We start from the raw sequence: 24,441 nt of genomic DNA, 5'->3' as shown, positions 1-24,441 counted from the left end.
CCCCGCCATCGAAAAGAGGAGACTCCGCGTGGCCCAGCAGTACATCTTCACCATGAAGGACCTGGGCAAGGTCCATCCGCCCAACCGGCAGGTGCTCAAGGGCATCTGGCTGTCGTTCTACCCCGGCGCGAAGATCGGCGTGCTCGGAGCCAACGGCTCGGGCAAGAGCTCCCTGCTGCGCATCATGGCCGGCGAGGACAAGGATTTCATCGGCGAGGCCGCGCTCACCCGGGGCTTCACCGTGGGCTTCCTGCCGCAGGAACCGCACCTGGACCCGTCCAAGGACGTGCTGGGCAACGTCATGGAGGGGGTGGCGGGCACCAAGGCGCTGCTGGACCGCTTCAACGACATCAACGCGCGGCTGTCCACCGAGCTCTCCGCGGAGGAGATGGAGAAGACCCTCGAGGAGCTGGGCAAGGTGCAGGACGCCATCGAGGCGGTGGACGGCTGGGACCTGGACCGGCACCTCGAGATCGCCATGGACGCGCTGCGCCTGCCGCCCCCCGACGCGGACGTGAAGACGCTCTCCGGCGGCGAGTTGCGCCGCGTGGCGCTGTGCCGCCTGCTGCTCCAGAAGCCGGACCTGCTGCTGCTGGACGAGCCCACCAACCACCTGGACGCCGAGTCGGTGGAGTGGCTGGAGCACCACCTGCAGCAGTACGCGGGCACGGTGGTGGCGGTGACCCACGACCGCTACTTCCTCGACAACGTCGCCGGCTGGATCCTGGAGCTGGACCGCGGCCAGGGCATCCCCTGGGAGGGCAACTACTCCTCGTGGCTGGAGCAGAAGCGCATCCGCCTGGCGCAGGAGGAGAAGGCCGAGTCGGCCCGCCAGCGCACGCTGGCCCGCGAACTGGAGTGGATCCGGCTGAGCCCGCGCGCGCGGCAGGCCAAGTCCAAGGCGCGCGTGAGTGCCTACGAGGAGTTGCTGAGCCAGGAGGGCCTCAAGCGTGCGGAGACGATCGAGATCGTGATCCCGCCCGCGCCCCGGCTGGGCGACGTGGTGATCGAGGCGCGCGGCCTCACCAAGGGCTACGGCGACCGCCTGCTGATGGAGAATCTCGAGTTCAACCTGCCCCGCGGCGGCATCGTGGGGGTGATCGGGCCCAACGGCGCGGGCAAGACCACGCTGTTCCGCATGATCACCGCGCAGGAGCAGCCGGACGAGGGCACGCTGCGCATCGGCGAGACCGTGAAGCTGGCCTACGTGGACCAGAGCCGCGACTCCCTGGACCCGAAGCGCAACGTGTGGGAGGAGATCTCCGACGGCAAGGACGTGCTGGAATTCGGCGGCCGCACGCTGCAGTCGCGCTCCTACGTGGCCTCCTTCAACTTCAAGGGGGCCGACCAGCAGAAGCGCGTGGGAGACCTCTCCGGCGGCGAGCGCAACCGCGTGCACCTGGCGAAGCTGCTGCGCCAGGGCTGCAACGTGCTGCTGCTGGACGAGCCCACCAACGACCTGGACGTGGACACCCTGCGCGCCCTGGAGGACGCGCTGCTGGCGTTCGCCGGGTGCGCGGTGGTGATCAGCCACGACCGGTGGTTCCTGGACCGCATCGCCACGCACATGCTGGCCTTCGAGGGCGACAGCGAGGTCGTGTGGTTCGAGGGCAACTACCAGGACTACGAGGCCAGCCGGCACAAGCGGCTGGGGGCGGCGGCGGACATCCCGCACCGGATCAAGTACCGCAAGCTGGTCCGGAAGTGAGACCACCCGGCCGGCGGGGCTAGCCCCGGCTGAAGGAGTAGCGGATCGCGCCCCGGGGGCAGTTGTCCACGCACGTGCCGCACAGGATGCAGTCGGTGTGTTCCATGCTCCCGGCGCGCACCAGGCCGTTCACGTCCAGGCTCATGGGACAGTTCCCGGTGCAGGACCGGCAGTTCCGGCAGCGCTCCGCGTCCGCCACCAGGCGCAGCGCCGGCCAGCGGAGGCGGTTGCGAGCCCGTCGCCCCAGGATCATGAACGGCGCCATCCAGCAGATCGAGTGGCAGGCCGCCCGCCGCCCCCCGAGGAGCGGAATCACCGCGAACGTCAGGACCACGGTGTAGTAGATGAAATAGGCCACGGGGCGGTCCACCGAGACCCCGCTCTCCACGTGGTAGAAGAAGCCGATCGAGCGATAGCCCCCTGCCCGCGCGGCCAGGAACACGATCGCCGCCACCCACGGCACCCAGATCACCCACTTCATCCACCCCACCCAGGGCTTCACCGGCCGGCTGTTGACCTCGGCGCAAGCCTCCTGCAACCCGGCCCCCGGGCACACCCACGAACACCACAGCCGCCCGACGAAAAGCGCCGCGACGAACAGGCCGGCGAACACGAACAGGCTCGCGTTGGCGACACCCCGCGACGCCGAGTCGAGGATGATCACCGGCGACAGGTAGTTCAGGATCACCGGGAAGAGCAACAGAGACAAGAGGATCGCAAGCCTGCGCAGTCGCTGGCGGACGGCCGGATGGGCGGACACGGAGCCTCCTCGCGGTTCGGGGTCCGGGGCGGCGGCGCGGCGGCCGGACCGTGCCGGCGGGGCGGGTCGCACCGACGATTCACGAGAGTATCGCGAGCGGAGGCAGAAATCGCAACCACGACCGGCGCCGGGACGGACGACGGCCCCGGATCCCGCGTCGGCGGCTCGCCCGCGCGCGAGCCCCGTGATCGCGCGGGATCGCCCGGACCCCCCCCTAGACGAAACCCCTCCCATGACCTAGTCTCACACGCGGTTTGTGTAAACACGGAAGGGAGGGGGCAACAACGTGAAAGTCGCCGTACCGAAGGAGTTCTTCGCCGACGAGCGCCGGGTGGCGCTGGTCCCAGAGACTGTAGGAAAACTCGTAAAGCAGGGCTACGACATCCGGGTCCAAACCGGAGCCGGGGAACGCGCCTACTTCCCCGACGAGGCGTACCGGGAGGCCGGCGCCACGCTGGTCCCCGACGTGGCCGCGCTCTTCCGCGAAGCGGACGTGGTCCTCAAGGTTCAGGAGCTGGACGTCAATCCCGGGACCGGCAAGCACGAAGCCGAGATGTTCCGCGAGGGCGGCGTGGTGATCAGCTTCCTCGAGCCGCTGATGCGCCCGGCCGTGATGCAGCAGCTGGCGCAGCGCAAGGTCACCAGCTTCAGCATGGATGCGGTCCCCCGCACCACCACCGCGCAGCGCATGGACGCCCTCTCGTCCCAGGCCACGGTGTCCGGATACCAGGCGGTGCTCATCGGCGCCGAGTCCCTCCCCCGCTTCTTCCCCATGCTGGTCACGGCCGCGGGCACCATCGCCCCGGGGCACGTGTTCATCCTGGGCGCCGGCGTGGCGGGGCTGCAGGCCATCTCCACGGCGCGCCGGCTGGGCGCGGTGGTGGAGGCCTACGACGTGCGCCCCGCGGTGAAGGAGGAAGTGGAGAGCCTCGGCGCGCGCTTCGTGTCGGCGGATCTGACCAGCGCCGACGTGGTGGATGCCGGAGGGTATGCCAAGCAGCAGTCCGAGGAGTTCCTCGCCAAGGTCAAGGAGATGCTCAAGTCCCATGTGAAGGGCTCCGACCTGATCATCACCACGGCGCGCGTCCCGGGCATCAAGGCCCCGGTGATGGTGACCGAGGACATGATCCGGGAGATGAAGCCCGGCTCGGTGATCGTGGACCTGGCCGCCGACATGGGCGGCAATTGCGAGGGTACCGAGGCCGGCAGGACGGTGGTGAAGCACGGCGTGACCATCCACGGGCTGTCCAACGTGCCGTCGCGGATGCCGGTGCACGCCAGCCAGATGTACTCGCGCAACATCTCCACCCTGCTGCAGCACCTCACCGACAAGGAGAACAACCTCAAGCTCGATTTCGAGGACGAGATCACCCGGGACAGCTGCATCACGCACGCGGGCGAGGTGAAGCACGCGCGCACCCGGGAGCGGGTGGAGGCGTGGAAGCAGAAAGGGGGGGCCGGCAAATGAATGAGGGAATCCAGCTGGTGGCGGCTCTCGCGCCGATCTACGTGTTCGCGCTGTCGGTGTTCGTGGGCTACGAGGTGATCTCCAAGGTGCCGGTGGTGCTGCACACGCCGCTGATGTCGGGCTCCAACGCCATCCACGGCATCGTGCTGGTGGGCGCGATGCTGGTGGCGGGCTCCGCGGACACGCTGCTGTTCAAGGTCCTGGGCTTCCTGGGCGTGATCTGCGGCACGGTCAACGTGGTGGGCGGCTTCCTGGTCACCGACCGGATGCTGCAGATGTTCAAGAAGAAGCCGGGCGGCGCGGAGGGCAGGTCATGAACGGCGCGCCGGACCTGAAGCTCTACGTGGAGCTGGCCTACCTGGTGGCCGCGATCATGTTCATCGTGGGGCTGAAGAAGCTCAGTTCCCCGCTCTCGGCACGACAGGGCAACCTGATCGCGGCGTGGGGCATGGGCCTCGCGGTGGCGGTCACGCTCCTCGACGGCTCGATGTTCACGAAGTTCGTGGGCGGCGAGCTATTCGGCCTGTGGATCATCCTGGGCGGGATCCTGATCGGCGGCGTGATCGGCGCCGTGTGGGCCCGCACCGTGGCCATGACCGCCATGCCGCAGATGGTGGCGGCGTTCAACGGCTCGGGCGGTCTCGCGGCGGCGCTGGTGTCGTGGGCCGAGTACTTCAAGCTGGTGCGCGAGCTGCCCGCGGGCACCGCGGCCATGAACCCCGGCATCACCTTCAGCCCGGTGCTGGGCGCGCTCATCGGCGGCATCTCGTTCACCGGCAGCGTGCTCGCCTGGGGCAAGCTGCAGGGCGTGATCAACGAGAAGCCCCTCACCTTCCCCGGCCAGCGGCCGGTGAACATGATGTTGTTCGCGGTGACCGTGTGCCTGGGCGCATGGCTGGCGTTCACCGGCAACCCGCTCGCCTTCGTGGTGTTCCTGGCGCTGGCGCTGCTCATCGGCTGGATGTTCGTGGCCCCCATCGGCGGCGGCGACATGCCGGTGGTGATCTCGCTGCTGAACTCGTTCACCGGACTGGCCACGGCACTGACCGGCTTCGCCCTCCAGAACAACGTGCTGATCATCTCCGGCACGCTGGTGGGCGCCTCCGGCACGATGCTGACGCTGCTCATGTGCAAGGCCATGAACCGCTCCATCGGCAACGTGCTGTTCAGCGCGTTCGGCTCGGCCACCGCCTCCGGCGTCGGAACGGGCCCGGGCGGCATCGCGAAGGTGGTGCGCGAGGTGTCCGTCGAGGACGCGGCGGTGATGATGGCCTACGCCCGCCAGGTGGTCATCGTGCCCGGCTACGGGCTGGCGGTGGCGCAGGCGCAGCACGTGGCGCGCGAGCTGGCGGACATGCTGGAGAAGCGCGGCGTGATCGTGAAGTACTCGATCCACCCGGTGGCCGGCCGCATGCCGGGCCACATGAACGTGCTGCTGGCCGAGGCCAACGTGCCGTACACCTCCCTGTACGACATGGATGTCATCAACCCCGAGATGGAGCGCACCGACGTGGCGCTGGTGATCGGGGCCAACGACGTGGTGAACCCGGCCGCACGCTACGACAAGTCGAGCCCCATCTTCGGCATGCCCATCCTGGACGTGGACAAGGCGGCGCACTGCATCGTGATGAAGCGCTCCATGAAGCCGGGCTTCGCCGGGGTGGACAACGAGCTGTTCTACGAGAAGAAGACCATGATGCTCTTCGGCGACGCGCGCGATTCGCTCCAGAAGCTCGTGAACGCCGTCAAGGAGGCCTGAGGCAGGAGCCCGACCGCCGCGGGCCCGCGTCGCAGCGGGGCCGCGGAGCTCCGGCGCGAAGGCTGCTGGAACATGAAGTCCGGCGGACAGCGAAGGGCCGGGACCACGCCAGGCTGGCGGTGTCCCGGCCCTCTTGTTCCCGGATCGGTTCGCGACTACTTGCCGTGGATCAGGTAGGCCTCGACGGTGAGCAGGTTCGGGCCCGCGCGCCGCACCTGGTGCAGCATCCTCGACATGCTCGAGACCTCCTCCAGCTGCTCCTGCACGAACCAGTTCAGGAAGCCGCGCGAGAGGTGGTCGTTGTCCTTGATCGCCAGGTCCACCAGCCGGTTGATGCGGTCGGTGACCTTCATCTCCCAGTCCAGCGCCAGCTTCACCGCCTCCTCGGCGGACTTGAAGAGATTCTTCGGCTCCCCGATGGCGGGCACGTTCACCTTGCCGCCGGCCTCCACCACGTACTTCACCAGCTTCATGGCGTGCTCCCGCTCCTCCTCTGCCTGCTTGTAGAAGAAGCCGGCCAGTAGCCCCAAGTCGTCGCTGTCGAAGTAGGTGGCGATGGCCACGTACTGGTTGGACGCCTGCAGTTCGTCGCCGATCTGTTCATTGAGCGCCTTGTTCATCGCCTTGCTGATCAACACGGAATTACCTCCTTCGCCATGGATCCCGTCGCAGCGGCACCGGCAAGTCCGCCGGGCGCCTCCTCCGGGCCGTTGGATGCCGGGGTGGTCGATCCGGTGGCAACTATAGCCGCCCCGGTAGGCGGCGACCAGCGGCATGCAAGGGCGCCACGGCATGGACAACCCGAGGATCGTGCACTGTCCATTTCGCCCGGGGTGCGGAATTTCGACATCGTCTGGACTTAGACAGCATCTAAACCAGCATGAGGGACATTCTCCTGACCCTGCGTGCGTGCCGCATCCCCGCCACGCCCCAGCGGATGGCGGTCGCGGAGTGGGTCCTCAGGACCACCGCCCACCCATGCGCGGACGAGGTATGGGAGGCGATCCAGCGGACCCTCCCCACGGTTTCAAGGGCGACGGTGTACAACACGTTGAACTTGTTCGTGCGCAAGGGACTTCTGCGCACCCAGGTGCTCAAGGGGGGGACCGTCGTGTTCGATCCGCGGGTCGAACCGCATCACCACTTCATCGACGAGGAAACGGGAAGGATCTACGATGTCCCCTGGAACGCGGTCCGGGTCACCGGGGCGGGCTTGCTGCGCGGCTTTCGCGTGCGCGAGTACCAGGTGGTCATGAGGGGCCGACGCAGGAGGAGAACTCCATGAAGAAGCGCAAGCTCACCACCGCGGCGGGGATTCCGGTCCCCGACAACCAGAACTCGCTTACCGCCGGCCCCCGCGGCCCGCTGCTGGTCCAGGACTGGCAGTTGTTCGAGAAGCACGCCCATTTCAACCGTGAGCGCATCCCCGAACGCGTGGTCCACGCCAAGGGCTCGGGGGCGTACGGCAGGCTGACCGTGACCCACGACATCACCCGGTACACGAAGGCTTCGATCTTCTCACAGGTCGGCAAGCAGACTGACTGCCTGGTGCGCTTCTCCACGGTTGCCGGGGAGCGCGGGGCGGCAGACGCGGAGCGCGACGTGCGGGGCTTCGCGATGAAGTTCTACACGGAGGAGGGCAACTGGGACCTGGTGGGCAACAACACGCCGGTGTTCTTCGTGCGCGACCCGTACAAGTTCCCCGACTTCATCCGCACACAGAAACGGGACCCCAGGTCGAACCTGAGAAGCGCAACTGCGATGTGGGACTTCTGGTCGCTCTCCCCTGAGAGCCTGCATCAGGTGACGATCCTGTTCTCCGACCGCGGGCTGCCCCGCAGTTACCGGGAAATGAACGGCTATGGGAGTCACACCTACAGCTTCGTAAACGCGAAGAATGAGCGATCCTGGGTCAAGTTTCACTTCAAGCCGCTCCAGGGCATCCACACGCTCACCGACGCGGACGCGGAGAAGATCGTCGGTTCGGATCGCGAGAGCCACCAGCGCGATCTCTTCGAGACGATCGAGAAGGGCGACTTTCCGAAGTGGCGGCTGTTCGTCCAGGTGATGCCCGAAGCCGATGCGGACAAGACCACGTACAACCCGTTCGACCTCACGAAAGTCTGGCCGCACGGCGACTACCCGCTGATCGAGGTCGGCGTGATGGAGTTGAACCGGAATCCCGAGAACTACTTCGCCGAGATCGAGCAGTCGTCGTTCTCGCCTGCGAACATGGTGCCCGGCATCGGACACAGCCCCGACAAGATGCTGCAGTTCCGCATCTTCTCCTACGCGGATGCCCACCGCTACCGCCTGGGAGTGAACTACGAGGGGCTCCCGGTGAACAGGCCTCGCTGCCCGGTGGACACCTACCACCGGGACGGGGCGATGCGCTCCGACGGCAATTGCGGCGGCGGGGTGAACTACGAGCCGAACAGCTTCGGCGGCCCGGCGCAGGACCCGTCGGCCGCCGAGCCCCCCCTGGGACTCCGGGGTGACGCGGCCCGGTACGATCACCGGGACGGCAATGACGACTACACCCAGGTCGGAAACCTCTACCGGCTGCTGCCCGCGGGTGAGCGCGAGCGCCTGCATCGTGCGATCGCGGTCGCCATGAGGGGCGTGCCGGCCGAAATCGTCGAACGGCAGCTGGGGCATTTTGGCAAGGCCGATCCGGCCTACGCCGAGGGCGTGCGGAAGGCGTTGAAGCAGTCGTAGACGCCCGTGGCGCAGGTTCGGAGGGCGCAGGGCAGGCGTTCTTGCCTGCCCTGCTTTCGTTTCCTCACCGGTAGTACGCGTTGAGCACGTACTGCTGGATCATCCGGTGAGTGTTGAAGAACGAGCCGTTCAGCGCGATGGTGTGGCGCATCACGTCGATGAACCGGTCCCGCTCACGGTAGAACTGGGGCAGGATCACCTGCTCCAGCTTGTCGTAGAGGTCCGCAGCGTCCTCCGCCGACGGGTCGTCGCTGGTGTGCAGCATGCGCGCGTCCTTGCCCACGGCCCAGCCGGTCACCCCCTCGATGCAGCCCTCGATCCACCAGCCGTCCAGGACGCTCAGGCTGGGCACGCCGTTCACCGCGGCCTTCATGCCGCTGGTGCCGGAGGCCTCGTAGGGCGGCCGCGGCGTGTTGAGCCAGATGTCCACGCCGGCCACCATGCGCCGGGCCAGCTCCATGTCGTAGTTGGGCATATACGCCATCTTGATTTCGGGCTTCACCCGGTCGCGGGCCTCGAAGATGCGCGCGATGATGGCCTTGCCCTCCCCGTCCTGCGGGTGGGCCTTGCCGGCGTAGATGATCTGCAGCGGCCCCACGTGGGTGCGGATGTTGCGCAGCCGCTCGGCGTCGCGGAAGAACAGGTCGCCCCGCTTGTACGGCGCCACGCGGCGTGCGAAGCCCAGGGTGAGCACGTCCACGTCCATGCCCACGTTGGTGTCACGGTTCACGTACTGGATCAGGCGGGCCTTGGCGTCGCGGTGCGCCTTCCAGATCTCGTCGCGCGGGATGCTCAGCGCGTAGCGCAGGGTGTAGTTGTCCTGGCGCCAGCCGGGAATGTGCTTGTCGAACAGCTCCTGGAAGGGCCGGGCCGCCCAGGTGGACGCGTGCACTCCGTTGGTGATGGCGTCAATGGCGTAGTGGCTGAACATGCTGCGCGACACTTCGCCGTGGCGCTTGGCCACGCCGTTCACGTAGTGGCTCAGGTTGAGCGCCAGGTAGGTCATGTTGAAGGTGCCGCCGCTGCAGAAGATCTCCTCCATGTCGCAGAGGTCGGGCCGCGCCAGCACCTCTTTCACCAGCTCCACCGGGAACTGGTCGTGCCCCGCGGCCACGGGCGTGTGCGTGGTGAACACGCAGTGCCGGCGCACCTTCTCCAGCTCGTCCAGGGTGATGCGATCGCGCCCCGAGCGCTTCACTTCCTCGTCCAGCAGCTCGATGGTCAGGAACGCGGCGTGGCCCTCGTTCATGTGGAACCGGTCAATGTCGTCGTGGCCCAGCGCGCGCAGCATGCGCACCCCGCCCATGCCCAGCACGATCTCCTGGCACAGCCGGTAGCGGCTGTCGCCGCCGTAGAGCCAGTGGGTGAGCTGGCGGTCCCAGTCACTGTTCTCGGGCAGGTCGGTGTCCAGCAGGTAGACCGGGATGCTCCGCTCGCTGGCCCCGCGGATGCGGTAGCGCCACGCGCGCAGCCGCACGCTGCGGCCCTCGATCTTCACCGAGACGCGCTGCGGCAGCTCCTCCAGGTGGTCCTCCACCACCCACTCCACCGACTCCTCCGTCTGCCAGCCGTGGGGGTCCAGGCGCTGGTAGAAGTACCCTTTTCGGTGCAGGAGCGTCACGCCCACCATGGGCACGTTCAGGTCCGCGGCAGCGCGCAGCGTGTCGCCGGCAAGCACCCCGAGGCCCCCGCTGTAGGTGGGCACCTCCGGCTGGAGGGCGATTTCCATGGAGAAATAGGCGATGAGTCGTTCGATGGACACTGTTCCTCCGGGCCGCGGCCATGCCGCCCTGGGGTGATGGCGATACGAGAGAATGGACGCCGGGACGCCGGCGCGCGGAAAACGGTTACAGGCCCGGCGGACCTGCCGAGACGGGTGTTTCGGCCGCCGGGAGAGAATAGCGTATTCGGACGGGCGCGGGGGAAACCGGGGAACCCCGTGGCCGTGGTGAAATCATAACTTCACTGCTGACAATGACTTGAAATCCAGGACCGGATCAGCGCCGGTCCGGAGCCGGCAGGAGCAGCTCCTCGCGCCCGTCAGCCAGGCGGCGCACCAGGGCTCCCCGGGCGTCCCGGCCGACCCTGCAGTCCACGCCGGGGGATTCCGCGGTCCAGCGGGCCTCCACCGCCCCGTCCGCCACCGCCAGGCGGAGCTCAAGCGGAAACCGGTACGGGTTCCACAGCACCAGGTCCGTGCCGCCCTCCTCGGAGACCGCGGCGTCCAAGCCCGCGGGCAGGGAGCTCCCGGGCGCGCTGTGACCGGCCCGCTCGATCACCCCCAGCCCGGCCCGAAGCGCCGCGGCGTGCACCACCCCGGCCACCAGGCACACTCCCCCTCCGGCCCCCTGCACCGCCACTCCGTCCACCAGCGAAGCTCCCGGGGCGCCGGGCACCCCGCCCCGGAGGTTCAGTTCCACCAGGAATCTCATCTCGGCGCGCGGGGGCACCTCCACCCGCGCCAGCCGGCGGACCGCCAACCGGATGTTCGCCCGGGACCCTGCGTCCGCGGCCTCCATCCCGGCCATCGCTCGGCCCAGGAGGTGACGTGGGGCGGGCGGCGCCAGAGCCACATTCCGCGGTGAATCCGCCCCCGAGGAGGCCGGCAACAGGCAGGCCGCGGACCACAACAGCCCGGCAACCGCCCGCACGCGCGCAGTCACGGCCCGACCTCGATCCCCAGCGCGGGGCCCGGCAGGTACAACTCCGGGAACACCGTGCTGCGCAACACCGGGGGCAGCTGCGTGAACCGCCCCTCGTGGGTGACCCGCAGCCGCGCCTCCCACACCAGCGCGCCGGCCTGGTGCGGGCGCCACGCCTTGCATTCGATTCTCCCGGGCAGCCGTCGGTCGCGCGTCCAGGCGGGCCGCGCCTCGGAGCCTTCGGAGCCGGCAGGCGGCCGGGTGTCGAACGCTCCGCACAGCGGCACCACCATCTCGAGCGCTTCGCACTCCACGGCCCGCGTGGTGCGGACCTCCATCCGGACGGTCTCGCCCAGGCGCAGCCGGCCCGCGCATTCCACCGGACGGGTGCCGGGCTCCCCCCATGCATTGGTATCGGGCAGATCCCGGTACAGCTTCACCGCGAGAGCCCCCATGGAGGTGTCCACGGGCGAGGAAAGCGGCGCGTGGGCGCGCCTGTGGGTCACCCGCAGGCCCCCGGCCTCCCCGCGGTCTGCGCCGACCGGCACCACTTCGGGCTTGGGCTCCCAGGAGACCAGGTCCCCGGGAATTTCGCCGCGCGCGGCCGGTTCGGATGGCAGCCGCGCGGCCACGCCAGCCACGTCGGAGGAGTCCAGGTGCGAGAGCACCACCCGGGTCCACAGTCCACCCCAACCGCGGCCGCGGCCCCCGAGGACCGCGAGCTGTGCCACGCGGGCCTGCGCGCCGCCGCGGTCCGCGCCGCCGCGGGCGGGGTCGGCGGCCCACCACACCTGCTCGGCGGGATAGGGGGTGGAGAAGTCCCGGCGGATCGCGCCCTCGGGGAATGCGCGCGGGCCCGCGTCCATGGCCGCGCCGCCACCCGTCAGCCCGAACCGGTCCGAAACCGCGGCCAGCACCCGAAGCGCCGCGCCGCGCTCCTCCGGCGTGATCCGCTGTTTCGCCAGGGCCTCCGCCACGCTCGCGGCCATCGCGCGCACCTGCCGCAGCACCGCGGGCTCAGGAACGTCCCGACCCACCGTGGCGGCCAGCAGCGCCATGCGGGCGGCGTGGATGTCCAACGACCGGTCCGGGCGCAATAGCGATCCGGGACGGCCCAGCGCGTCGAACATCCGCGCGCGCTCCCGGGCCGTGGCACCCGCGCCGGCCGCGTCCGCCGCCCTCCGGGGGTCGCCGGGCCCGGGCTCATCCGGCTCCTCGCCGCCGCCGTGCAACGGCCGGCACAATGGACCCAGGCCCAGGCGGAGCAGGTTCTCGCGGGCCGCGAGCGCGGCCAGCCGTTCGGGACCCGGCTCGCGCGGGACCCAGTCCGGCATCCCGCCCTCCTGGAGCGCCGCCGAAAGCAGCGGCGCGGCCCAGCGCAGCGTGACCGTGGAATCCAGTGCGGATCCCGGGGGCGCGCCGGAGCCGAACAGCGTACGCCAGGGCCGGGTCACCGGGATCGCGCGCTCCAGGCCGTCGGCCGCGCCCTCGCCGCGGGCCACCACCGTGACGCGGAGTGTCTCGGCGTCAGCGGCCACCCGCACCGGCAGCACCCACGCGCCGGGCTTCTCCGGCGACACCGTCACCTCCGGGGCGGGGCCCGCCCACGTGCCGCCGCGGACCTCCACCTGCCAGTCGCGGAAGTGGCGCTCGGGCTCGCCCTTCGCCTCGCGCAGCACCACGCGCAGCGCGACGCTGTCCCCGGCCACCAGGGCTTCGGGGCGGGACAGCTGCAGTGCCACCGGTCGGCGGACCACCACGTCGGCGCGGGCCATCCCCACCGCGGTGCCCGCGGCCACCGCATGCGCCGTGACGCGCCAGGTGGTCAGGTTGTCGGGCACGCGGAACGCCACGCGCGCGGAACCGTCCGGGCCGGTGACCAGCCGCGGGGCCCAGAAGGCCACGTCGCGGAAATCGCGCCGGACATCCGCCTCGGAGTCCTTGCCGCCCGCCCGCTCGTGGCGGCGGACGCCGGAGCGCACCTCCAGCGGCAACGGCCTCGGCCCCCAGAACGCATCCAGCAGGTCGGGGTTGGCGTCGGGGCCGAAGGCCAGCATGCCGCGGTCGTAGGCGGTCAACGCCACCTCGGCGGACACCGGGCGCCCCGAGGCGTCGCGGGTGGTCACTTCCAGCCGCATGGTGTCCCGCGGGGCCAGCGCGTCGCGTTCCGGTTTCACCTCCACCCTCAGGCGCACCGCGTCGCGACGCACGGTCACGGTGGCCTCGCCGCGATGCACGTCCCCGGCGAAGGCGGCGTAGGCGGCCACGCGCACGCCGCCGGCGCCGAAGCACCCGCCGGGCACGGTGAACTCGGTCACGCCCGGGGTGAACCGGATGTCCGGCAGCCACGCCAGCGGCTCCCGTCCCGCGAAGGCCACGTGCGCGACGCCCGCGAAACCGGCGCGGATGCGGAAGCGCGCGCCTGCCTCCCGGCTCTCAACGGTGTCCGCCGCCGCGGTGAGCTCGAAGGTGACTTCGGACTCCTCCCCGTCCGCGAGACCCGGCGTCCACCATGTGTAGTCCGCCTGCGCCACCCGCCCCAGGCTGTCGGCGGCGGAGGCCCGCACGCGGTATTCCGTCCCGGCCTTCGCCCGGACACCGCTCTTCCATTGGGCCTCGCCGTCGGCGCCGGTGGCCAGGGTGGCGGATTCCAGGAACACCGCCTTGTGGGCGCGCCGGCCCCGTACCAGGCGGTACAGCTCCACGCGGATCCCGCCGGAAGCCACGGGCCGGCGCGGCAGGGCCAGCAGGCGGAAGGTCGCGACGAGGGGACGGCCCGCCACGGAGGCTTCCGCGGCCAGGAAGCTCACGTGGCGCGCGGAGGCCAGCGCGTGCACCAGTCCGCTGGCCGACACGGCTTCGCCGCCTGGCTCCTGCGCCACGACATCGAGGTGCAGATCCGTGTCCCCCGCCAGCAGCCCGGGCAGCACCTCGAGGAACTCCACTTCCCCGCGGGCGTCGGTGAGCCGCTGCTCACGTCGCGCGAGCCCGGTCCACACCGGGCCGCCGAAGCCGCGGTCGGGGCCCCAGTCGTAACCGCCGCCCCATTCGTTCACGCTGTAGGTGACATTCACGCTGGAGGCGGGCAGTCCGTCCTCGCGCCGCACCGTCACCATCGCGCGCACGGTGTCCCCCGGCAGCGCCACGGCGCGGTCGGGGGTGATCAGCACGGAAAGCTCCGGCGTGGGGCGCGACGTGAGCGGCAGCATCCGGGTCGCCGTCGCACCCGAGGCGCGCACCGTCAGCCGGGCGGCGCCGAACTGCAGTTTCGAGGGCAGGGTGAGCGAGTCCACGGCCACGCCCGAGGCATCCAGCCGCCCCTGGCGCGTCACCGGGTCCGACTCCGCCCCCGCCACCTCGATGCTCACGCAGGAGTCGGCCACCGCGCCCAGCCCGGCGCCGTCGGGAGAACGCGCGATGACCTTCACGCCCAGGGAACCGCCGGGCCTCACCGCGGGCCGGTCGGTGAGCACCGCCAGCAGCGCGGGCGGCGGCGCGACGGGGTCCTGCCCCAGCACGACCCGCGCCGGACGCCGCGGATCGGCGGAGCGCACTTCCATCATGGTGCGCAGCGGCACCTCGGCCAGGCCGGCTGCATCGGTGATCCCGAGCTTCCGGCCCGATTCGTCCATGAGCGGCAGCCCCGCCACGCCCGCTCCGTCGGCGAAGCGCACGGCGCGCACGCGGGCTCGTTGCGGCCACTGCTCGGCCACCAGGGCCACCTCGCTCACCAGGAACTCGAGGTTCTTCGTTTCTCCCCCGGCCTTCGCGGAGAGCACGTACGTGCCGGGGGAGGGCGCGGGGAAGGCCAGGGCAGCGCGGCCGCCCGCGGCCACGCGGAAGGACTGCTTCCGAACCGGGGGCGCGCCCGCGTTTCCGGCCGCCTCGATCCGGCCCTCCACCGCCCCGCTGCCGGGCGCCCACGCGGTGGCGGTGACGCGCTCACCGGGCAGCCAGGTGTCGCGCGGCATGGAGAGCATCAGGCGCGGGCCCTCCCGCGGCATCTTCAGCAGGTGCAGCGTCAGGTCGCGCACGTCGGAGGAATCGGAGGGCAGCTCCTGGTTGGCGTAGTCGTAGGCGCGGGCGTAGACGTAGATGCTGCCGCCCGGGGGCAGGCCGCCGAGGCGGAACTCGCCACGGGCATCGGTGCGGGTGGAGCGGCCCGCCCCTCCCACCTCGGCCCGCGGGATCGGCCGGCTGTGCGCGTCCAGCACCCGGCCGGTCACCCGCCGACCGCGCAGCAGCGCGATCTCGGGGATCCGGCGCGTCTCCCCGGGCCGCAGGGTGAGCGTGGGGCTGCCCGACTCGCGGTGCGTGGAGGTGCGCGCGAGCACCTGCAGCTGGACCGGCCGCACTTCCGTGAGGCGGAAGCGCCCGTCGCCGCGCGTGCGCGTCCTGGCGTCCAGCGCCGAGACTTCCGCGCCCGCCAGCGGCCGGCCTTCCCGGTCCACCACGCGGCCCTCGATCACCGCGGTGGGGGCCAGGACCAGGCGTACGCCGGAGACGGTGTCTCCCGCGCGCACCGGCACCGTCACCGGCCCGCGCGCGGCGAAACCGCGGGCGCGAAACTCCAGCACCGCCCGGCCGGCGGGCAGGCCGCGAAACAGGAATGCACCGCCGGCGTCGGTCCGCACCGTGTCGAGTGGCCCGGTCCAGGGGTCCTTCGCCGTGACCACGGCTCCCGGGATGCCGATCCGGGAACCTCCCGCGCCGACCACGATCCCCGAGACGCTGCCCACCGGTGGCCCCGGTGCGGCGGCGGCCCGGCACGCCCATGATGCGGACAACAGCAGCAGCGGAATCCAGAGACGGCACGGACTCATTTCGCGGCCTCCCGGGGGAACGCGCGAAGCCAGCGGGCCACGCGCAGGGAATCCATGTCCACGGAGCGCACCTGGTACACGCGGGCGGAGGCCGTCACCGCGGTGCCGGAGATCCCCAGCAGCCGGCGGGCACGCCGCCAGGCGTAGGCGGCGGTGCGCGCCTCGCCAGGCAGGATCACCGCCGTCCTGCCGTCGGATTCCAGCAGCAGCGCCTCCCCGGCCACGTCCAGGGGCGCGTCCGGCTCGGTGGAGCGCCCCTCTCGAAGGAAGCAGCACCGCGCTCGCCGCGGAACCCCGCGCCCCGCAAGGCGGGCTTCCAGCACCGCCTCGCGCAGCGCAGCATCCACGTCCGCCTCGACCCGGGAGGCCAGCCCCCCGCGCACGCCGCGGCAACCCGCCACCCCGCGCGCGTCCCAGGCCGTGACATACACGGCCTCCGCCCCGCGCGCCAGCTCGGCCCACGCCGCGGAGTCCGCGCCCGCGGGGGCGGGAGGCGCCGCGTGCGACGCGGATATCAACGTGGCCAGGAGCCCGGCCGCCAGGGCGGGACGGCGGAGTTGCATTCTGTCAGTCTCGCGGCCGGTCCATACGCTGTCAAGCAACGCTGCAGCAAGACTTTGGCTGTGCTTCGAAGAATGTGTCCGGCGGGGATCCCGAAGCCCCCCGCGTCCCCCTCGCCCCCGGACCGCCGCCCGCCTCCGGCGCAAGCCGGTCCCGGCAGCAGCCGGGGTTGCGCCCACCCGCTCAAGATGGTATCCCTAGCAGGACTCAAAACCACTTCGAGTCCGGTCAGGGGCAGTCCGTCGATGTGCGCGGGTCCCGCTCAGCGGGAGGGCCACGGGGAAACGGACACGGCAGCCCGGCGCCGGACCGCGTTCGCGATCATGGCGACACGCCGGCCAGCCCGAGAGGCGGCCCAACCTCCAGCACGATCATCCTCCCGTTGTCTTTCCAGGAGGTCGCGGCCGAACCGCGCCCACCCTTTGCCCTGCCGGAGCCCGGGGGACTTCCGCGCGGGGAGCACGCGTCATCCCCCGTGGGCCGAACCGGTCCGAAAGGAACTTCAGTGACGCACTTTCGCTGTCCCACGAGGGGAGTGAGAGCCTCGCTGGCGCCGCTGGTGGCGGGGCTTCTGGCCCTGGCGCTCGCCGGGCCCGCGTTCTCCGCGCCGGAACGGGCCGCGGCGGGCAACCTGCCGGCCAAGCTGCTGATCCAGGCAGTCTGCGTCAGCCCGAGCGCGGGCGAGTACATCGCCATCTACAACCCCAACGACTTCGCCGTGGACCTGTCGAACTACTACTACACGGATGCCATCTACCTGGGCACCTCCCCCCCGCAGAACCTGTATCCGTACATGGCCACGGGCTCGTTCTACACGCCCGCGGGCACCCCGGCGCGGATTCCCGGAGGGGGCGCGTTCTTCGACTTCCACGCGCGGTTCCCGGCGGGCTCGAGCATCGCGGCGCACGACACCATCGCGGTGACCCACCAGAGCACCTCGCGCTTCCTGGCCACCTACGGGCGCAAGCCCGCGTTCGCCTTCCCGTATTCCGGGGACACCGACGCCAGCGTGCCCTCGATGCGCCCGGCGTTCCCGGGGTCCATCCCCAGCGCGCCGGACTCGGCCACGCTGACCAACGGCGGCGAGAGCGTGGTGCTGTACTACTGGGACGGCGTCAGCTCCAGCGTCACCGACGTTGACTACGTGGTGTGGGGCGTGAACTCCGGCAGCTACGTGGTGGACAAGACCGGCATCGTGATCAACGGGTTCACCTACCCCGCCGACACCCCGCCCGGACAGCAGCAGGTGGCGGCGACCGCCGCGCACGCCAACGGCAACGCCTTCCGCCGCGAGAACTACAGCGAGGGCACGCAGAGGACCACGGGCGGCAGCGGGGTGGGCGGCCGCGACGAGACCAGCGAGAACCTGGCCTCCACGTGGAGCTCCAACAACCCGGCCGTGCCCCCGGTGGTGAAGACCAGCGGCCCGGCCGCGCTGCAGGCGCGCGCCGGCGGCCCGTACGCGGGCACCGCGGGCACCGCGATCAACTTCAACGGCGCGGGCTCCACGCCTGCCACGGGCGGCACCATCACCGGGTACAACTGGAGCTTCGGGGACGGCAACACCGCCAGCGGCGCGGTGGCCAGCCACACGTACACGGCTGCCGGCACCTACACCGTGGTCCTCACCGTGGCGGGCACCGGCGGCGCCACCGACGCCGACACCACCAGCGCGGTGATCACCACGGGCGGCGGCGGCGACGGCGCCGCGAAGAAGCTGGTGTTGCAGGCCGTCTGCGTCACGCCCACGGCGGGCGAGTACATGGCCGTGTACAATCCCAACGACGTGTCGGTGGACCTGTCCAACTACTACCTGACCGACGGCACGCACATGGCGTCGCGGACGATTTACTGCTACATCGCGACCGGCTCCCCGTACACTCCCGCGGGCAGCCCGGCGGGCATCCCGGGTGGCGGCGCGTTCACCGACTTCCACGCACGCTTCCCGGTGGGCGCCACGATCGCGCCGCACGACACCATCGCGGTGACGCACCAGGGTGCCGCGGGATTCGTCGCCACGTACGGCCGCAAGCCGGCCTTCGAGTTCGGCTACTCGGCCACCGACGACGCCGAAGTGCCGAACATGCGACCGGCGTTCGCCGGCGCCATCCCCAGCGTGCCGGACTCGGTCACGCTGACCAACGGCGGCGAGACCGTGGTGCTGTACTACTGGGACGGCGCCACGCCGCTGGTGACCGACGTGGACTACGTGTTCTGGGGCGTGAACAGCGGCTCCTACGTGGTGGACAAGTCGGGGACCACCATCGGCGGCCAGACCTACAAGGCCGACACCTCGCCCGGCTCGCAGGTGCCCATCGCGGCCGCGGCGCACGCCATCGGCAGCATGTTCCGCCGCGAGGATTTCACCGAGGGCAACCAGAAGGCCACCGGCGGCAACGGGGTGGGCGGCCGTGACGAGACCAGCGAGAACCTGGCCCTCACCTGGAGCTCCACCAACCTGGCGGTGCCGCCCGTGGTGAAGGCGCCGGCGCCCCCGCCGCCCACCGACACCCTGCGCGCCGACGCCGGCGGGCCCTACCGCGGCTCGGTGAAGCAGGCGGTGAACTTCGACGGCTCGCGCAGCACCCCGCCGAAGAACGGCTCCATCACCGCGTACGCATGGGACTTCGGCGACAACACCAGCGGTTCCGGCGTGACCGCCACGCACGCCTACGACAAGGCGGGCACATTCAGTGTGCGCTTGATCTGCACCGACAACACCGGTCACACCAACACCTCCACGACCCTCGCGACGATTGCGGAAGCGACGAAACCCCTGTCGGTGCCCGCGCGCACCTTCCTTCCCACGCTCAATGAACTGGACACCATCAAGGTGGACGTCGCGGTGGGCAGCAAGGTCACCGTGCGCGTCTTCGACCTCGAGGGCCGGATGATCCGCGTGCTCTACGACGCGGACTTCTCCCCCACGGCGCGGATCACCTGGGACGGTCGCGACGCGCAACTGATGCTGGCACCGGCGGGCACCTACGTGTGCGTGCTGGAGGCCCGGGACATTACTGGCAAGGTCGAGCGCCACACCGCACCGCTGGTGGTGGCGCGCCGGCTGAAGAGGAACTAGCGCCATGGCCACGAAGCTTGGATTCCGTCCGGCCCGCGCGGCCGTGACGCTCGCGGCGGCGCTGTGGCTCGCCGCGACCGGCGTGCACGAGGCGCGCGCCGCATTCGACCCGCTGGAAGTGGATCCGCGCGCCCGCGCCATGGGCGGGGCGATCACCGCGGTGGAAGGCGGCAGCCTCGCCCTGTTCCACAACCCGGCCTCGCTGGGGCTCACCGAGTTCGGCTCGGTGGGCGTGAGCACCGTGCAGCCGCAGGGCCTCGACTTCGTCCGCCTCACCGCGATCGGGGCCAGCGCCAAACTGCCCGGCGGCCTGGGCGGCGTCGGCGTGGGCTTCCGGCGCCTGGCCACCGATTTCGAGGACATCTCCCTGGAGTCGCAGACGCAGTTCAGCCTGGCGCACGGGTTCCGGCTCTACCACGACATCTCCACCACCGTGAGCGTGGGCTACGGGCTGAACGTCTACAACCTGAAGTACGGGGCCTCCGCCAAGAGCGACCCGGGCTCGGCCAGCACCGTGGGGCTCGACGTCGGGGTGCGGGTCACGCTGCGCGACCGCGCCGCGTTCGGCTTCCGGGTGCAGAACCTGAACAACCCCACCATCGGCGAAGTGGACGTGGAGGACCTGCCGCGGCGCATCACCGGCGGCGTGGCCTACAGCCCCTACGCCGGCGTGATCACCTCGCTGGACATGGACTCGCAGCTGGGCCAGAAGACGCGCTTCCGCGCGGGCACCGAGTTCGCCGTCACCCAGTACGGGTTCCTGCGCTTCGGCGTGAACACCGATCCCAACACGTTCTGCGCGGGCCTGGGGCTCAACGTCAAGGGCGTGCGCGTGGACTACGGCTTCTCCACCGGTCCGGGGCCGCTCAAGGACACCCACCAGCTGGGGATCTCGGTCACGCCGGCCCTGCTGGGCAAGGGCGACACCGCCGGGGCGGAGGAGTGAGCCGGTGAGACAGCGACGCGACTATTCGAAACCGGGAGCGTGGCGCCGTCCGCGCGTCCGCACGGGGCTCGTCGTGGCGGTTTTCGCCGCGGTGGTCCTGCTCGCGGGCGCGGCGGCCGCGGCGCCGCCCGCGCCGCCCGACGGGGCGGCCCAGGCCGGGGAGTCGGGGGCGTACTCCCCCTCCAACCGGCTGGACCTCAACCGCGCCACGCTGGCCGAGATCGCGCGCCTGCCGATCCCGCCCGAGGTGGCCCGGAGCATTTTCGACCACCGCGAGTTCCGCAGCCTCTTCACCAGCGTGTACGGGCTGCTGGACGTACCGGGCATGACGCCCAGGCTGTTCGCCGCCGTGCGCGGCGTGGTGACCGTGGAGCCCCGCTTCATGGTGGCCGAGGACCCGCGCGAGGATGAGCGGCTGGAGTCCATCGCCGACGTGGTGCAGCGCCTGCTCTCGCAGGAAGGCGCCAGCGAAGGCCTGGTGGACGAGTACGTGGACATGCTGCGCCAGCCGCGCAACGTGAACGACATGGACTACCTCTCGCTCACGGGCGTGCAGAACGTCTCGCCCGTGGACGCGGTGGCCATCGTGCGCGCGCTGCGCGAGAAGCCGTTCGAGAACACGCAGGAGCTGCGGCGCACCGACGGCCTGTCGTACTGGGGCTACCGCAACCTGCGCGACTACGTGCGCTTCGACCGGGAGGGCGGCGCGCTCCGTCCCCGCGTGGACTACCAGTTCCGCATGTACGACACGCCCTACCAGCTGAGCACCCTGGACATCCTGACCGACCAGCTGGGGGCCTCCGGCGCCAGCACGGCCGCGGGGCCCAAGGTGCGCGACAACACCCTGCTCCGCGACTATGCCCTGAACTCCCTGTTCGGCCGCATGGGCATGGAACAGGGCCGCCCCTACACCACGCACAAGCTGCGCATGCGGCTGGGTCAGGACCTCAAGGCCGGCGTGATCACGCACCGCAACCTGGGCGAGAAGAACTGGGACGAGACGAAGAAGTGGTTCGTGGGCGTGGACGGGAAGCAGCTCGGTCCCGTGAAGCTGCACCACGCCTACGCGGGCAACTTCCGCCTGGCCCTGGGCCAGGGCCTGCTGATGGACAACACCGACTTCTTCCAGCCGCGCCGCACCGGGATGGGCTTCAACGTCCGCCCCATCGGCGTGCACGGCGACCTTTCGCGCAGCGACGAGTACTCCCTGCGCGGGGCCGCCTTCGAGGCGTCGGTGGGCCCGGTCCGCGGGACCTTCTTCTACTCCAACACCGACAAGGACGCGATCCTCAACCCGGACAGCTCCTTCAACCGCTACATCACCATGTTCCCGCGCGTGGATGACGACCTGCTCAAGGCGGTGCGCGCCTATGTTCGCCCGGCGGACTCTTCTGCGTTCCTGCCGATGCGGGACGTGATGAACGAGCGGTTGACTGGGGCCAACTTCCGGGTGGAGCCGTGGAACGGCACCTACGTCGGGATGACGGCCATGGAGTTCAAGTACCGCAACAACATCAACGCCGCCCGGGACCGCTTCAACCCGCTGGCATCCACGCTGGTCAGCGACCCGGCCACGCGGATCGAGGCGCGGGACTCCGAGATCGCCGGGGCCTACGACAACCGCAACCTGGGCCCCTTCCGCGACCTGGTGGGACTCGAGTTCGGCACGGTGATCGAGAACGTGGCCCTGCAGGGCGAGTACGCGAAACTGTGCACCGCCCCGAAGGACAACTTCGTCTCGCGCGCCTTCGCCAACGGGCCCGAGTCGTGGATCGGCTCGGCCTACGTGCAGTACGAGAACTTCACGCTGCTCGCGATGTACCGCAACATCGCCCTGGGCTACGACAACCCCTACAACCGGGCGTTCTCGGAGACCAACCGCTACGACCAGACCATCCTGGGCAGCCAGTACTACTTGCAGAACCCGGTGTACGCCATCCTCGCGGACAACGACCCGCAGGCCAAGCCGGAGCGGGGCCTGTACTTCAACGCGCGCTACCAGATCAGCCGCAACCTCACGCTGAGCTCGCTGGAGTACGACAGCTACGACCGCAACAGCGACGGCACCCACGGGCAGCGGCTCGCCGCCACCCTGGAGTACCGTCCCATCTTCCCCTTCCGGATCCGGGTGCGGCAGCGCTACTCGGACCGGCAGGGCGTGGGGCCCGACGAGGTCCGGGCGTTCAGCAGCTGGGACACCCGCGCCGAGGCGCGCGTGTTCCTCTCGCACCGCGACGTGCTCGAGTTCCTGTACTCCACCACCAACGTGGAGTTCAAGGTGCGGCCGCGCCTCGTGGGCGGCCTGGGCGGCGCCACCGAGCTGGGCTCGCGGGCGCTGCCGGCGCAGGCGTTCCAGGCCAAGTTCACGCACAACTGGACCCCGGCGCTCACCACGGTGTTCTCGAGCGAGATCTACGACGGGTTCCTGTACAACTTCGAGGACAACGAGTTCATCGCTCTCGACGGCCGTGGCTTCCGCAACTGGGTGGCCATCAGCAGCCGGCTGAACAGCGCGCTCTCGTGGCGCCTGAAGTACACGGTGGACTACCAGGACCCGGTGACGTGGATGGAGATCCGGTCATTCCCGGACACCCCCAGCGGCACCCCCGGCCCGGTGGACGTCCGCAAGATCCAGAACTCGTTCCGCTTCCAGCTGGACTGGTCGTACTGAGGATATGATGACGATGCGTGCGAACGCGGAGGAACTCGCGATGAAGCGACGTGCTCGAGTTCCTGTACTCCACCACCAACGTGGAGTTCAAGGTGCGGCCGCGCCTCGTGGGCGGCCTGGGCGGCGCCACCACGGCGATCTACGACGGCTCGTTCTCGCTCACCAGCAACCCGGCCATGCTCGGCTGGGCCGAGGGCAGCGCCGTGGAGGCCACCATGCGCGTGGCCCGCTACGACGAGACCCGATTCGTGCCGCTGTTCGACTCCTTCGACCAGTACCTGAAGGAGACCGCGGTGGCCGAGAACCCCTCCACCTACACCGGCCTCAACGGCGGCGTGGTGTGGAAGCCCGCGAAGAGCAGCCCGCTCACCCTGGCGGGCGGCTTCTTCGAGCGCTACAACTTCCAGTACAACTTCGTGGACGAGCGGCGCAACGGCACCGGCACCGACCGGGAACGCCGGGACAAGCTGATGGGCACCCAGTACATCACGTCCAACCGCGCCCTCTACTCGGCCTCGGGCGGCGCGGCGTACCGGTTCGAGCGCTTCTCCGCCGGTGCCACGGTGCACTATTACTTCGGCAACCTGAGCCTGGAGAACCGCGTGGTGCCGGGCCCGGTGGCCCGCGCGGGCGGGTTGGACGGCCCCACGGTCAAGTCCTTCAGCCGCGACGTGAGCGGCGTGGGCGCCACCCTGGGCTTCGCGGCGGAAGTGGACCCGCGGGTGACTCTGGCAGCCTCCTACGAGTTCCCGGTGAAGCTGGGAACCGACTGGCGGACCGAGATCGCCGACTCCGCCACGCACGTCAACACCAGCGCCGTGGGACACGCCGACACGCGCTACCCCGGCCGCTGGGCCCTGGGCCTGGCCTACCGGCCGCGCAACACGCTGCGCACCGTGTTCAGCGTGGACGCCGTGCGCACGCTGTGGAAGGACGTCTCGACCGGCGACTCCGTGCGCGCGGCCAGCCCCGCGCTCGCCACGGTGCTGCCGCTGGCCGCCCTGCGCGACACCTGGGAGATCCGCTTCGGGCTGGAGCACACCTTCTACAACAACCTGCCCACGCGGTTCGGGCTGTTCTACCGCCAGGCCTACGCGGCCGACGAGGTGGACGTGGCCGGCATCTCCGCGGGCACGGGCTACAAGTTCGACAAGTTCGACGTCGGCATCGGCGCGGAGGTGTCCAAGCGCAACTCGCGCCAGGCCGCCATCACGCCGCGCGGATCCGGGGACTCCAAGACCGACCGGGTGCAGGACAGCATGCTGCGCGGGGTGATCGATGTCCGCTACCACTTCTAGGGGCGCGT

At 70.5% G+C, this 24,441-nt stretch carries 16 protein-coding genes; 10 read left to right on the top strand and 6 right to left on the bottom strand.

What is annotated here, in order from left to right; genetic code table 11:
- The first annotated feature begins 28 nt into the window (after nucleotides 1-28).
- On the top strand, nucleotides 29-1,708 hold the full coding sequence (gene ettA, locus HZB25_12805; GenBank protein ID MBI5838110.1) for an energy-dependent translational throttle protein EttA: 1,680 nt from the start codon (nucleotides 29-31) through the stop codon (nucleotides 1,706-1,708).
- Nucleotides 1,709-1,727: 19 nt separating this feature from the next.
- Here the strand turns inward: ettA and HZB25_12800 are convergent, their stop codons facing one another.
- Complete coding sequence (locus HZB25_12800) at nucleotides 1,728-2,468, bottom strand: 4Fe-4S binding protein (protein MBI5838109.1); 741 nt, start codon at nucleotides 2,466-2,468, stop codon at nucleotides 1,728-1,730.
- A gap of 286 nt (nucleotides 2,469-2,754) precedes the next feature.
- Between HZB25_12800 and HZB25_12795 the strand changes: the two genes are divergently transcribed.
- From HZB25_12795 to HZB25_12785, 3 genes are read left to right on the top strand one after another with little or no spacing between them, the layout of a single operon-like run.
- Complete coding sequence (locus tag HZB25_12795; protein ID MBI5838108.1) at nucleotides 2,755-3,936, top strand: Re/Si-specific NAD(P)(+) transhydrogenase subunit alpha; 1,182 nt, start codon at nucleotides 2,755-2,757, stop codon at nucleotides 3,934-3,936.
- Entirely contained in the window at nucleotides 3,933-4,253 is a 321-nt protein-coding gene (locus HZB25_12790) for an NAD(P) transhydrogenase subunit alpha (GenBank protein ID MBI5838107.1), read from the top strand. The genes HZB25_12795 and HZB25_12790 overlap by 4 nt, the downstream gene beginning before the upstream one ends.
- Nucleotides 4,250-5,695 carry an NAD(P)(+) transhydrogenase (Re/Si-specific) subunit beta gene (locus HZB25_12785; GenBank protein ID MBI5838106.1) on the top strand — a complete coding sequence of 482 codons (1,446 nt, stop codon included), beginning with the start codon at nucleotides 4,250-4,252 and terminating at the stop codon, nucleotides 5,693-5,695. The genes HZB25_12790 and HZB25_12785 overlap by 4 nt, the downstream gene beginning before the upstream one ends.
- Nucleotides 5,696-5,850: 155 nt before the next feature.
- Here the strand turns inward: HZB25_12785 and HZB25_12780 are convergent, their stop codons facing one another.
- Nucleotides 5,851-6,333 (bottom strand): ferritin, encoded by a 483-nt coding sequence (locus HZB25_12780; protein MBI5838105.1) that lies wholly within the window; start codon nucleotides 6,331-6,333, stop codon nucleotides 5,851-5,853.
- A gap of 242 nt (nucleotides 6,334-6,575) precedes the next feature.
- Here HZB25_12780 and HZB25_12775 point away from each other — a divergent pair, with 242 nt between their 5' ends.
- Complete coding sequence (locus HZB25_12775) at nucleotides 6,576-6,980, top strand: transcriptional repressor (GenBank protein MBI5838104.1); 405 nt, start codon at nucleotides 6,576-6,578, stop codon at nucleotides 6,978-6,980.
- Complete coding sequence (locus HZB25_12770) at nucleotides 6,977-8,413, top strand: catalase (GenBank protein MBI5838103.1); 1,437 nt, start codon at nucleotides 6,977-6,979, stop codon at nucleotides 8,411-8,413. Before HZB25_12775 ends, HZB25_12770 begins: the two co-directional genes overlap by 4 nt.
- A gap of 64 nt (nucleotides 8,414-8,477) precedes the next feature.
- Here the strand turns inward: HZB25_12770 and glgP are convergent, their stop codons facing one another.
- From glgP to HZB25_12750, 4 genes are all read right to left on the bottom strand, one after another.
- Nucleotides 8,478-10,142, bottom strand: coding sequence for an alpha-glucan family phosphorylase (gene glgP, locus HZB25_12765; protein ID MBI5838102.1), 1,665 nt, complete (start codon nucleotides 10,140-10,142; stop codon nucleotides 8,478-8,480).
- 268 nt (nucleotides 10,143-10,410) lie between these two features.
- Nucleotides 10,411-10,893, bottom strand: coding sequence for a VanW family protein (locus HZB25_12760; GenBank protein MBI5838101.1), 483 nt, complete (start codon nucleotides 10,891-10,893; stop codon nucleotides 10,411-10,413).
- 179 nt (nucleotides 10,894-11,072) lie between these two features.
- A complete protein-coding gene (locus tag HZB25_12755) occupies nucleotides 11,073-15,878 on the bottom strand; it encodes a carboxypeptidase regulatory-like domain-containing protein (protein ID MBI5838100.1) in 4,806 nt (1,601 codons plus the stop codon).
- A complete protein-coding gene (locus tag HZB25_12750; protein MBI5838099.1) occupies nucleotides 15,875-16,441 on the bottom strand; it encodes a hypothetical protein in 567 nt (188 codons plus the stop codon). Before HZB25_12750 ends, HZB25_12755 begins: the two co-directional genes overlap by 4 nt.
- A 533-nt stretch (nucleotides 16,442-16,974) precedes the next feature.
- Here HZB25_12750 and HZB25_12745 point away from each other — a divergent pair.
- Genes HZB25_12745 through HZB25_12730 form a run of 4 tightly spaced genes read left to right on the top strand, consistent with a single transcriptional unit; the run spans nucleotide 16,975 to nucleotide 24,433 of the window.
- On the top strand, nucleotides 16,975-19,518 hold the full coding sequence (locus HZB25_12745; GenBank protein MBI5838098.1) for a PKD domain-containing protein: 2,544 nt from the start codon (nucleotides 16,975-16,977) through the stop codon (nucleotides 19,516-19,518).
- Between the two features lie 4 nt (nucleotides 19,519-19,522).
- The gene (locus HZB25_12740; protein MBI5838097.1) at nucleotides 19,523-20,464 is read left to right on the top strand and encodes a hypothetical protein; all 942 of its coding nucleotides are present in this window, start codon (nucleotides 19,523-19,525) and stop codon (nucleotides 20,462-20,464) included.
- Between the two features lie 4 nt (nucleotides 20,465-20,468).
- Nucleotides 20,469-23,135 (top strand): helix-hairpin-helix domain-containing protein, encoded by a 2,667-nt coding sequence (locus tag HZB25_12735; GenBank protein MBI5838096.1) that lies wholly within the window; start codon nucleotides 20,469-20,471, stop codon nucleotides 23,133-23,135.
- A 50-nt stretch (nucleotides 23,136-23,185) separates the two neighbouring features.
- Nucleotides 23,186-24,433, top strand: coding sequence for a hypothetical protein (locus HZB25_12730; GenBank protein MBI5838095.1), 1,248 nt, complete (start codon nucleotides 23,186-23,188; stop codon nucleotides 24,431-24,433).
- Nucleotides 24,434-24,441: the final 8 nt, after the last annotated feature.

It is taken from the genome of Candidatus Eisenbacteria bacterium (genome assembly GCA_016235265.1).
Classification (GTDB): domain Bacteria; phylum Eisenbacteria; class RBG-16-71-46; order RBG-16-71-46; family JACRLI01; genus JACRLI01.
This window is presented reverse-complemented; position numbering and strand designations above follow the sequence as displayed.